We start from the raw sequence: 11,351 nt of genomic DNA on the forward strand, positions 1-11,351 counted from the left end.
GCTTATGTAATCTCTATATAAATAATAATACTTTTTATATTACTTATGACTAAATCCCAACGTCCCCAGGTGTTCATTGAGAAAATCATGCCTGTAAAACTTCTCAATCAGCAGGTGTATTACGAACATGGGGGAAATCCTTTTAAGGGTTTACATCGTTGGTATTCCCGCAAGCCGTTATCCTTTTCTCGCGCTTCGGTTTTAGCTTCTCTTTTGCCCGCAGATATTTCAATGGAAGAGTTTGAATACTTGTTAGGTTTGCATCCAGAAAAAGACGGTATTTTAGTTAAGAAAAAAGAGGCAATTAAATTATATAAAACTCCTCCTACCAGTAGGATTATTGAGAAATTAGAAGAGTATTGCGACAAGGTTTGGGGCAAAAGAAAGCCTGTAGTTTTAGATGCCTTTGCTGGTGGTGGAAGTATCCCTTTTGAAGCTGCCAGATATGGTTTAAATGTCCTGGCTTCTGACTTAAATCCTGTGGCTGTGGTGACGATGAAAGCAGCAATGGAATATCCCCTCAAGTTTGGGGTGGATTTACAGCAGGATATTGATAAATGGGTCAAGTTTGTTGGCGATGAAGCAGAGAAAAGGTTAGCCGAGTTTTTTCCTTCTAAAGAGGGAGAGAAGGTACAGAATTATCTTTGGGCGCATACGGTTGTTTGTCCTCATTGTGAGTCGGTTGTTCCTCTTAGTCCTAATTGGTGGGTAGATCGTTCTCCAGGTGCAGCGAAGAAAGGTAAATGGTGTGCAGTAAAACCTATTCCAAATCCTGAAAACAAGCGTATTGATTTTGAATTAGTTGTAGGCAAAAAAGGCAAGGGAACAACGATAGAAACTGATGATGGTGAATACGATCCCAGTACCACAACTACTATTAGTAGAGGTGTTGGCAAATGTTCAAATTGTAACGATGTGATCGAAAATGATTATATTTGTTCGCCAAGTCAAGAAAGTAAATTAGGTCATCAATTGTATGCAGTTGCCTATAAAGAAGGTAAAAGTAGTTTGAAATTTAGGATTCCTTCTGCAATTGATTTACGGGGTGTTACTTTAGCTGAAAAAGAAATAGCTGAGAAATTTAGCGAGTGGGAATGTCTCAACTTAATAAGCCATGAAGCTACACCAATTAATCCACAATATTCAATGATTCGTAATTATGGAATTATAGAATGGTCGCAATGCTTTAATATCCGTCAGCTTTTGACACTCATCACTTATGTAGAAATTATCAACGAAGCAAAATCAAAGTCAGAGTTTGAATACGAACCAGAAAAAGCAGAAGCCATAGCGACTTACTTAGCCTTAGTTTTAGATAGATGTATTGATAAGAATTCACGTCTGAGTAATTATGATTCTTCTAGAACCAATATTGCTAGAGCATCTGCACAGCATTCATTAAATTTGATGTGGAGTTATCCAGAAAATGCTGGTAATGAAAGATTATGGAAGTCCTGCTCTAAAACAGTTGCTGGTGAACTTTCCGAACTTTGTTTCTATTTTGGAACTAAATCTAATTCATCGAGTATACCTGGATTAGAACAATTCGACTTTAAATCCATCCAAATAGATGCAGCATCAGCCGATAGCCTTTTCCACATTCCTGACAACTCAGTAGATTCAATAGTTACCGATCCTCCTTACTATGGAACAGTTCCTTATGCAGATTTATCAGACTTTTTCTATGTTTGGCAAAAACGCACGTTAGGGGATGTATTTCCCGATTTATTTTGGTCGGAACTTACAGATAAAGATCGAGAAGCGGTTGCTAATCCTTCTCGCTTCCGTAACATGGGTACATCTCCAGAAGAACTAGCTAAACAAGACTATGAAGCAAAGATGCAGCTAGCCTTTAGCGAATACTATCGCGTGTTAAGGGATGACGGAGTAATGACGGTACAGTTTAACCATAAAGAGTCTGGGGCGTGGGATGTGCTGACTAAATCCCTGATTGATGCTGGCTTTGAGATTACGGCATCTTGGGCTGTCAGTACCGAAAACCCGCAGAATTTACACCAAGCTAAGAAAAACTCTGTTTCTAGTACCGTACTGTTAGTCTGTCGCAAACGCGATCCTGATGCCGAACAAGCCTGGTGGGATGACTTGCGCCCTGAAGTGGCTAACCTCGTCGAACAACGCGCCCCTGAATTTGAAGAGAATGATATTACAGGTATTGACTTGTATCTCAGTGCATTTGGTTCGGCTTTAAATGTCTTCTCTCGTTCTTATCCCATCTTAGACAGTAGCGGTGCAGAAGTACGCCCCGAAGTTGCTTTTGCCGAAGCCAGAAAAGCCATAGCAAACTATCGTTTCCGCAAGCTGGTACAAACCGACACCGCAGGTTTCGATCCTCTGACTCAATGGTATCTGTTAGCCTGGGATGCCTTCAAAGCCCGTGAATTCCCATTCGATGAAGCCAGACAGTTAGCCCTAGCCGTTGGTGGTTTTGACGTTAACGATTTAGCCAAAGTCTATAAGCTGCTTGCTTCCAAAAGCGGTAGCTGTACCATCCTCACTCCCAAACAGAGACATAAAAAACGAGCCTTTACCGTTGACACGCATAATTTTAACCCTGCTTATCTAATCGATGGCTTACACGCAATTATGGCTATATACGAAGAGGAACAAAACCCACAGTTAGTCAGAAACTTCTTAAAGCAGACAGGATTAATTAATCAAGAGATGCTGATGAAAACTATCGAAATAGCATTCAAAGTAATGCCCAAAAACACCAACGAACACAAAACCCTAACTTCTCTCTGGTTATCAATGGATGAAATTAAAGAGAAAGTTGTTTACGAGCAAACAAAATTATCTCTGTAGAACGCTTAAAAAACTTCGTTGCGTTTATTTCACATAGACTATAAACTGATAGAACAAAACTCGATTGATTTAATAATCAGTCATTTAGACCAATTTAATTATCATGGCAGTACTAGATAGACAAAGAAAAACACCCATACCAACGGAAGCAGATATAGAACTATCTACAGAAGGTAGTCGTGTCTTAGCCTCCCTAACCAATTCTCATAGCCATACTCAAAAAATCACAGTTGAATCGGAAAGCGGAAAAGAAGAATCGTTGATGATTCCTTCTGTAGCCTATGAGCTTTTAATTGATATTCTGTCTCAAATATCTCAAGGTAATGCAGTTACTATAGTTCCAGTTCAGGCTGAGTTAAGCACCCAACAAGCAGCAAACTTGTTAAATGTTTCTCGACCATATTTGATAAAGCTGCTGGAATCTGAAGCAATACCCCATCGCAAAGTAGGCAAGCACAGACGAATATTAGCCAAGGATTTATACGAATATAAAGCTGAAATTGACGCAAAGCGCAGCCAGTCATTAGATGAACTTACCGCTTTGACTGAGGAATTGGATCTATACGAAGACGATTAAATAATGATTCCCAATTTCACGGTAGTTTATGATGCCTGCGTTCTCTATCCCAATACTCTTAGGGATTTATTGATGGAACTGGCTGTCAGAGATCTCTATCGAGCAAGGTGGACAGAAGAAATTCATGATGAATGGATTAGAAATCTTAACAAGAATAAACCCCAGTTGACTCTTGTTAAGCTTCACTGTCTTAGAGATTTGATGAACGAAAATGTCCGCGATTGTCTAGTTACTGATTATCAGTGGTTAATCGATAGTTTAAAACTGCCAGATGCTAATGACCGTCATGTTCTGGCAGCAGCCATTAAAGCCAAAGCCGAAGTAATTGTTACCACTAACCTAAAAGATTTTCCCAAATCAGAACTAGATAAATACGATGTAGAGGCACAGCATCAGGATACCTTTATTACAAATCTAATCGATCTTCATCCAGTGCAGGTAATTGAGGCAGTAGAGAAATGTCATCAAAGACGCAAGAAGCCACCCTGTTCCTTTGAAGAGTATTTAATGAGACTTCAGAAACAAGAGCTTCCCAACACTGTTTCTATGATTAAAGATTTGATTTAAAAACTATTCCAGATTCTTTACTTCTGGATCTTCTGTAATTGAAGGCGATCGATGTCTTCTGCTGCAATAATAAGAACTTTGCCATTTTTATCTGCGATCGCAATAGATTCACCCCGTTCTTTATGTTTGGCGATCGCTTTATCTATCGCTTCTTGAAATATTGCGTCTATTTGTTGGGAATCAGTAAAATTTATTTTATTCATTTAAAGAAATATGTATTCAACTACTTGGAAAACTGAAGAGATACGTAATTACTGTTCGCCACTAATACTTAAAGATGCTGAGATTTATGTTAAATCTATCAGAAAAGAAATTGAACGTATTTCTTTTATATTTAATAAGTTGTCAAAAGAAGATATTCCATTGGGTAATACAAATAAAATTTACAAGATTAAAATTCAGACAGAGATATATATAGAATCTTTGGCTTTTAATTTGCATTCATTAGCTGATGTTTGCTCTCACATAATTTACTATCTAATATTGAAACCTAAAAGCTTAACGATTAAAGAAAAACAGATAAATATAAATAAAGTTGTAGACAAACTCGAACACTTGAAAAATCAAAACAATATTCAATGGCAACAACAATATTTAAATAAGTTAATCGATAGAATAAACGATCTAATAAATTTATCTGAATATTTATACATTGCAGCTTTTTTCAATACTGTAAAACATCGTCAATTAATTGAAACGGAATATAAATTTCAAATGAACCAAAGTAAAATAATTGACTCAGGCTGGAAAATTGATGCTTTTTCAAAAGATGGTGATAATTTTACTTCAGTAAGTTTAAAAGAAATACTGATAGATTATCATCCAAAGATAGTTGATTGTACATTGTACATTGGTCAAGCTATAAATAATTACTGTCGCGCAACCTATATTGGAAATTAGCACCAGTTAAATTCAAAATGATAGACACATTTCAAACTTCACACTGATAGATATCAGGACAAATGCCTAATCTAAATCACTGACCTAGAAAGCTTTAAGCAATTGAATTGAGAAACAGCCCTCCAACATTCTCAATTTATGCACTTACAAGATCGCTCTTGGCGTATTAGCTACTCCAGTAACGAAAACAATCCGATCGCCGATTTTTACATCCCAGCATTGGAATGCGCCGTGCAGTACGATCGCAAGTCTGGATTCTTTGGTAGTGCCATCCTCAGTAAAGTAGCTAGAGGAATTGGGGCAATGCTACACAATCAAGGAAAAATGCGCTTGATTATGGGTTGTCAGTTTAGCCCCCAGGATATAGCAGCAATTGAAAAGGGTTACGAACTGAGAGAGGCTTTAGCTTTTCGTTTAGATGCTGACTTGCAAGCACCAGAGAACTTTGTCCAGCTAAAACACTTTGAGATACTTAGCTGGTTGATTAAATACGAGTATTTAGATATTAAAATAGCTGTTCCTACTAAGGATAAAGGAATTCCGATAGAAAGCGATCGCCTACTCGATCCACACCATATCTTTCATGAGAAGGTTGGTATTTTTCTTGATGCTAATGGCGATCGCATTGTCTTTAGTGGCTCAAACAATGAATCTTTAGGCGGATGGGAGAAAAATGTTGAGTCCTTTCATGTTTACTGTGGTTGGGAAGGAGATCGCGATTTAGAAAGAGTTAATGAAGAAGCTTATCGTTTTGAACAACTATGGAACGATCTTTCCCCCAACGTCAAAATCTTTGATATTCCCGAAGCAGTTAAGCAAAAGCTGTTACGCTATACCCCAAACACCAAGCCCATTTGGAACAGAGAGGATGAGTTAAAGCCAGAAGAAGATAAAGGGTTGGAAACTCAGCAATTTACCGAGAAAAAAGATTCTATAACTCCAAAAGCAATCAGTCCAAAGCCTTTAAGCCCTTCTGAAATTCAACGACAACGAGAAGCATTTAGCCAACTTTCCAATCTCCATCAACATCCAGGTTGTTTAGACTTCTGCCTTAAATCCATTCCGATCCAGCCTTGGGCGCACCAACTAAAAATCCTACGACGGGTTGCTGATAAGTTTCCCTGTAGCTTCCTCATTGCTGATGAAGTTGGCTTGGGTAAAACAATTGAGACTGGCTTAATTCTGCGTTATTTAATCGTTAGCCAAAAAGTTAAACGAGTTTTAGTACTTGCTCCTGCTAGCGTTCAACCCCAATGGCAAGAAGAATTACGAGAGAAATTCAATCTACATTTTTCTAGCTACAGTCAAGGAAAGTTTAAAGACTGCTACGGTAAAACTACCTTTCCAACCCTCAACCCCTGGAATGCGAAAGACTTAGTTTTAGCTTCATCTCATTTAGTACGTCGCGCCGAGAGAATGACTGAATTATTAGATGCTGAACCTTGGGATTTAGTCATCGTTGATGAAGCCCACCACGCCCGTCGGAAAAGCCCTCAGCAACGTAAAGATACTCCTAATCGTTTGCTACAGCTATTACAGCAGCTAAAAGATAAAACTCAATCTTTGATTCTTCTTTCCGCTACACCAATGCAAATCGATCCGATTGAAGTATTCGACTTGCTTAATTTACTGGGTTTAGAAGGACATTGGAGTTTTGGCGAAAATTTCTGTGACTACTTCTCATCTCTATCCAGTAAACCAGATGATCGAACTCTGGAATTTTGGCAATATATGGCAACAGATTATTTTCGCTATGGCGGATCTGAATGCGATCGCCTGAAACAACATCTGAACAAAAACAATCAGAGATTACTTGCTGGTAGACTACAGAACATTTGGCAAGATGGTAGAAACATTGTTAATGGCAAAAAACTAGCCAAAGATACAGAGTTTATCGATCTTTCTCGTCAATACCTAACAGTTAATACACCCCTGAAAGATTTGATGTTTCGCCATACCCGCGACACTCTCCGTCAATATTACAAATTAGGTCTTCTAGACAAAGATATCCCCCAAAGGATTGTAATTGATAATGCTATCTCCCTTGAATCTCAGCGAGAAATACCCCTTTATCAAGCTGTTAGCAATTATGTTCGCCATTTCTATAATTTAGCCCAAAAAGAAAACCGTAAGGCTTTGGGCTTTCTAATGACTTTGTATCGTAAACGTCTAACAAGTTCCTTCTATGCAATTCAACAATCCTTAGAAAGAAGATTAGAAGGTATTCAGGAACTACCACAAGACGATTTGAGCGATCTAGACGATGCAGATGATGCTGTAATTACAGGTTTAGAATCCTATCTCAAAGAACCAGTAGATCCTAAAGAAATCGAACATTTAGAAGATTTACTTAGACAATTTGAAAATACTGGAGAAGACAGTAAACTATCCCATTTTCTGACAATTTTGGGTAAAGAACTAACTCAAAGAGAAAGTGCGATCGTCTTCACTCAATATACAGATACGATGGATTATCTCCGAGAAAATCTGCTGCAATTATATGGTTCTCTTGTTGCTTGTTACTCAGGCAGAGGTGGAGAACTTTATCAAGAAGGCGAATGGCAAAAACTACCAAAAGAGGAAATAAAAAAACAGTTTCGTGAGGGGAAAATTAAAATTTTACTCTGTACCGAATCTGCCAGCGAAGGATTGAACCTTCAAACCTGCGGTGTCTTAATTAACTACGATCTTCCTTGGAATCCCATGCGAGTAGAACAAAGGATCGGCAGAATTGATCGTATTGGTCAAATTCACTCTACCGTCAATATCCATAACTTTTACTATGACGGTACTGTAGAGGCAAAAGTATATCGAAGATTGCGCGATCGTATCGATGCTTTTCAAAGTGTAGTCGGTAATTTACAGCCTATTTTGGCTCAAGTGCCAACCTTTATTGAGCAAGCTGTTATGAGTGCCGATCCTGAAGAAGAAGAGGTATTACTAGCAGAATTTGAGCAAGTGTTAGATACTCCTCCTTTACGCCCAGGCTTGGAAGAAATGGTAGCAATGGATGTCCAAGCTGACTTAAAAGAAATTCGTAAACCACTGGTTTCTAGTCCTGTAACTTCAGAACAAATAGAAGCACTATTTACTAATTCACAAATATTACTAGCTAAAAATATCTTTTTTGAGTTACAAGGCGATAAGCCTAACGGCATGGCTTCGCAACGTATCTGGGAAATGACTTACAAAAATAAAAATTATCTGATTACTTTTTATCCTGAAGTATTTGACGAAAAGCCATCTTTACGATTAATGAATTATGGAGAACCTCTATTTCAAAAGCTACTAGAGACAATAATCACCGAACAGAATCAATTATGCTCTACTCATCAACAATATAGCCATGCAACCTAATAATGTTAGGGCTGGAATAATCCAAGCAAACAGAACGGTTTGATGGGCATACCTTCTTGCTGCTTCTGTTTGAATTACTAATTGTTTCTGCTTCTTCAATAAAACCGAAGTAGATTTGACTAAGCCATTTGAGATAGTTTTAAGATTCTGCTGTTCTCTGGCTAATACTTCCAAGACTTGAATCAGTTTGGTATCCAATTTCTGTTGATTCTTCTGAATATTTTGCAGTTGACCTTTTAACTGCTCATTAATCCAGTTAGAAGTATCAACTATTTGATTTGTATAGACTTGTACCGATTCCTCAAGCTCTGTTTTTGCCTTGACTATCTTCTCCCCAGAACCACCCAACACCTCAACCGCAGCAATATTCTGAGCCACACAGAAGTAGAAATCAAACAACTCGTTATCAAAAAAATACTGATTATCACTGAGCCATTGATATACCCTTTCTTTGACTTGTGACTTTTCGCTGCTAAGTCTTTGCTCGATTAATTCTCGTAGCTCATTCTGCTGCTGAGGCAAAGTTGACTTCTTCAAACCCCTCACATTTCTAACCTCAGCTTCTCAACATTAAACCCAGCATCATCAAGCACAGCGTATACTCGTCGCATATATCCCCGCAACCCTGCTAACTGAGCCGTACTAAACTCTGAATATCTTCTTGCTTCAGTAAAACTGAGAGCATTCTTATAAACTGTCGTCGCTGTATCAAGCCTTAATTTTGGCAGGTCAATTATCTTTAACTTATATTCAGCGATTAACTCAGGAGTTACAAACTGGTCAAAGCTCTCCCAGTCTTCACATCTGCCTAAATTCCTAACTAATATATGAATTGCATTATTTTTAACAAACTCCAGCGTTCTTAAAAACCCCTCATAGCATTCAGTTGAATCATCCAGGACATACCAATTCTGAATCTCAACATCTAAATCTTTTGACGCTTCTAAAATATCGCTTGCTGTCAGCCAATGATTAAACGCTTCTTCCACATTCCCTGGCAAGTCTACCAATACCAATTTCTCTAGAGCTAAATCCAGAATGCGATCGGGTATCTTCAGATTTTTATCCAACTCACTAAAGCGAGTCGGTAAGGCAAAATCAGGATAAGCCTTGAGAAAACTCTCCTGCCTATCCGCATCTAAGGCATAAAAATCTAAGCCTGATTCTAAACAGTAAGCAGCCTTTAGTTTGGATAGTAATGTCTTACCAACACCACCCTTCTTACAGTTAGCAATTTGAATACCTGGACGAGTGGAAATTATCTCAGATGTTGATTGTTCTGGTTCAGTTTTGACTTTCATGTTTGGTTAATTACTTACTCGCGAATAACTTATCTACCGCTGATTGTTTTCTATCAGGTTGATTCGATTGAGTGTTGATTTTCGGTTTTATTTCTTTTGGTTGCTCTGGAGGCAAAACCGAATCAACAGTTTCAGAAATCTCTCCCGCTTCTTTCTCTAACTGACGACGATGTTCTGTATGGTATTGCTTGAGAGTCGCGGTACTAATCTTCACTCCCATTTCTGTAATCGACTGAGCCAAGTCATCATATTCACATCCTCTAGCTAAGGCTGCTTCAATTCTCAAATGAAGTTTGGCAACTAACTTCCTCAAATATCCTGGTTGCGATGCCTTATCTTTAGTCCTATCAATCTTTTTGGCGATCGCTTTTTCCAAAGGACTTAGTTCAGACTGATTCATTTCTCATTTTTTGTTTTATCTCTTTATTGATTGTGCCAAGTTTTTTGCCTATTAAGCAATTTATTTTCAAGAAAAAATTCACCTTCAGTGAGATAGATTATCTTAGATATCGCTAATCATATACTGATTAAAATCCCACACCTGATGCACCCTTAGTGAGAATAAAATAAATTCCGCTTATTTTTCAAATAAATATAGATAAGGTATTTTTGGCTATTTTTAAACATCAACAATAAGATATGTAAACTCGTTTTTAAATAGTAGTTTTAAACAATGAAAAATGTCACTATCAAAATAGATAAATCAAACAAAACAATTCAAAATGGTTTGCTCGATTGGTAGACTCTACGCCAAGGTAAACGACTATGCTCAAGACAATTACTATACTAAAAACCAAGGATTAGAGAATAGTCAGTGGTATGGGCAAGGTTCAGAAATACTTAGTCTTAATGGTCAAGTTTCAATAGAGGAATATAACAATGCCTATCAGGGATTAGATACTCAAGGAAATCCTTTACGTCAAAGACAGTCAGGAAAAAAATATAATCCAGGCAGAGATATTACCCTTTCTGCTCCTAAATCGATTTCGCTATTGGGTTTAGTCAAAGAAGACAAAGGAGTCATAGAGGCTCATCAAGAAGCAGTAAAAACGACTCTCTCTTACATAGAGCAAAACTGTATCTTCACGCGAACGGGTAAAGGTGGGGCTAATCATCTTCAGACAGATAATGCTTTATTTGCTGTCTTCCAACATGATGATAATCGCAATCAAGATCCTCAACTCCATAGCCATTGTGTGATTTTTAATCAGACACAAGGAGCAGATGGCAAATGGCGATCGATGGATAACCGCCAACTATACCAGCAGAAGATGACTCTTGGTATGGTCTATCATCATGATCTTGGTAGAAGGCTACAAACTCTAGGATATGAATTGGACTGGAATCGGGATGGCACATTTGATGTTCGGGGTTATAGTCAGTCACAGTTAAAGGAGTTTAGCACTCGCAAACAGGAGATAGAAAATGCTGTAGGTCATGAAGCTAGTGCAGCAACTAAAGCCAAAGCTTGTACGGCTACTCGTAGAGATAAAGTACATCAAGCTGCGGAGGAGAGAAAAGAAATAGGGCAAATATGACAACAGAGAGCCGAGCAGTTAGATATCAAACATCCTGAAGCCAATCATCAACATCAGCAGGTTACTAATTCAAAAGACAAAAGCAAGCTGGTAATTGAGGCTACGGAGGTAGTATGCGAGAGACAAGTAGCTTTTCCCAGACATATACTGCTCAAAGAAGCTCTGCGACAATCTCAAGGAAACTATAGCCTTGAAGACTTAGAACAAGAAATAGATCAAAGTAAGAGCTTACTTAAAACTCAAGATGGAAGACTGACTACGGTAACTGCTATCAAAAGAGAAAAACAG

Annotated in this window: 10 protein-coding genes; 6 read left to right on the forward strand and 4 right to left on the reverse strand. The window is 38.0% G+C overall.

Annotation, left to right across the window (positions count from 1 at the left end):
- The first annotated feature begins 45 nt into the window (after nucleotides 1-45).
- The 3 genes from PLEUR7319_RS0108000 (at nucleotide 46) to PLEUR7319_RS0108010 (ending at nucleotide 3,967) form a co-directional block, all read left to right on the forward strand.
- Entirely contained in the window at nucleotides 46-2,823 is a 2,778-nt protein-coding gene (locus PLEUR7319_RS0108000) for a DUF1156 domain-containing protein (RefSeq protein ID WP_026102384.1), read from the forward strand.
- Nucleotides 2,824-2,926: 103 nt separating this feature from the next.
- Nucleotides 2,927-3,400 (forward strand): excisionase family DNA-binding protein, encoded by a 474-nt coding sequence (locus PLEUR7319_RS0108005; RefSeq protein WP_019504697.1) that lies wholly within the window; start codon nucleotides 2,927-2,929, stop codon nucleotides 3,398-3,400.
- A gap of 3 nt (nucleotides 3,401-3,403) precedes the next feature.
- Nucleotides 3,404-3,967 carry a PIN domain-containing protein gene (locus PLEUR7319_RS0108010; protein WP_019504698.1) on the forward strand — a complete coding sequence of 188 codons (564 nt, stop codon included), beginning with the start codon at nucleotides 3,404-3,406 and terminating at the stop codon, nucleotides 3,965-3,967.
- 17 nt (nucleotides 3,968-3,984) lie between these two features.
- On the opposite strand, the gene PLEUR7319_RS0108015 is transcribed toward PLEUR7319_RS0108010, so the two are convergent.
- Nucleotides 3,985-4,170, reverse strand: a complete 186-nt coding sequence (locus tag PLEUR7319_RS0108015) for a hypothetical protein (RefSeq protein ID WP_019504699.1) — start codon at nucleotides 4,168-4,170, stop codon at nucleotides 3,985-3,987.
- Between the two features lie 10 nt (nucleotides 4,171-4,180).
- On the opposite strand from PLEUR7319_RS0108015, the gene PLEUR7319_RS0108020 reads away from it, so the two are divergent.
- Both PLEUR7319_RS0108020 and PLEUR7319_RS0108025 read left to right on the forward strand, forming a co-directional pair.
- Nucleotides 4,181-4,867, forward strand: a complete 687-nt coding sequence (locus tag PLEUR7319_RS0108020; protein WP_019504700.1) for a hypothetical protein — start codon at nucleotides 4,181-4,183, stop codon at nucleotides 4,865-4,867.
- Nucleotides 4,868-5,005: 138 nt separating this feature from the next.
- Entirely contained in the window at nucleotides 5,006-8,224 is a 3,219-nt protein-coding gene (locus tag PLEUR7319_RS0108025) for a helicase-related protein (protein ID WP_019504701.1), read from the forward strand.
- Here the strand turns inward: PLEUR7319_RS0108025 and PLEUR7319_RS0108030 are convergent.
- The 3 genes from PLEUR7319_RS0108030 to PLEUR7319_RS0108040 are packed head-to-tail and all read right to left on the reverse strand — an operon-like array spanning nucleotide 8,186 to nucleotide 9,925.
- Nucleotides 8,186-8,770, reverse strand: coding sequence for a hypothetical protein (locus tag PLEUR7319_RS0108030; RefSeq protein ID WP_019504702.1), 585 nt, complete (start codon nucleotides 8,768-8,770; stop codon nucleotides 8,186-8,188). The genes PLEUR7319_RS0108025 and PLEUR7319_RS0108030 overlap by 39 nt on opposite strands.
- Nucleotides 8,767-9,525, reverse strand: a complete 759-nt coding sequence (locus PLEUR7319_RS0108035; protein WP_019504703.1) for a hypothetical protein — start codon at nucleotides 9,523-9,525, stop codon at nucleotides 8,767-8,769. The genes PLEUR7319_RS0108030 and PLEUR7319_RS0108035 overlap by 4 nt, the downstream gene beginning before the upstream one ends.
- Nucleotides 9,526-9,535: 10 nt before the next feature.
- Nucleotides 9,536-9,925 carry a hypothetical protein gene (locus PLEUR7319_RS0108040; RefSeq protein ID WP_019504704.1) on the reverse strand — a complete coding sequence of 130 codons (390 nt, stop codon included), beginning with the start codon at nucleotides 9,923-9,925 and terminating at the stop codon, nucleotides 9,536-9,538.
- 322 nt (nucleotides 9,926-10,247) lie between these two features.
- Between PLEUR7319_RS0108040 and mobF the strand changes: the two genes are divergently transcribed.
- Nucleotides 10,248-11,063, forward strand: coding sequence for a MobF family relaxase (gene mobF, locus PLEUR7319_RS37910; RefSeq protein WP_019504705.1), 816 nt, complete (start codon nucleotides 10,248-10,250; stop codon nucleotides 11,061-11,063).
- Nucleotides 11,064-11,351: the final 288 nt, after the last annotated feature.

It is taken from the genome of Pleurocapsa sp. PCC 7319 (genome assembly GCF_000332195.1).
GTDB lineage: Bacteria > Cyanobacteriota > Cyanobacteriia > Cyanobacteriales > Xenococcaceae > Waterburya.

Excerpts from the sequence above, each read along its gene's own strand:
- PLEUR7319_RS0108000 (WP_026102384.1), top strand. The coding sequence starts at position 46 with ATGACTAAATCCCAACGTCCCCAGGTGTTCATTGAGAAAATCATGCCT.
- PLEUR7319_RS0108005 (WP_019504697.1), top strand. The coding sequence starts at position 2,927 with ATGGCAGTACTAGATAGACAAAGAAAAACACCCATACCAACGGAAGCA.
- PLEUR7319_RS0108010 (WP_019504698.1), top strand. The coding sequence starts at position 3,404 with ATGATTCCCAATTTCACGGTAGTTTATGATGCCTGCGTTCTCTATCCC.
- PLEUR7319_RS0108015 (WP_019504699.1), bottom strand. The coding sequence starts at position 4,170 with ATGAATAAAATAAATTTTACTGATTCCCAACAAATAGACGCAATATTT.
- PLEUR7319_RS0108020 (WP_019504700.1), top strand. The coding sequence starts at position 4,181 with ATGTATTCAACTACTTGGAAAACTGAAGAGATACGTAATTACTGTTCG.
- PLEUR7319_RS0108025 (WP_019504701.1), top strand. The coding sequence starts at position 5,006 with ATGCACTTACAAGATCGCTCTTGGCGTATTAGCTACTCCAGTAACGAA.
- PLEUR7319_RS0108035 (WP_019504703.1), bottom strand. The coding sequence starts at position 9,525 with ATGAAAGTCAAAACTGAACCAGAACAATCAACATCTGAGATAATTTCC.
- PLEUR7319_RS0108040 (WP_019504704.1), bottom strand. The coding sequence starts at position 9,925 with ATGAATCAGTCTGAACTAAGTCCTTTGGAAAAAGCGATCGCCAAAAAG.
- mobF (WP_019504705.1), top strand. The coding sequence starts at position 10,248 with ATGGTTTGCTCGATTGGTAGACTCTACGCCAAGGTAAACGACTATGCT.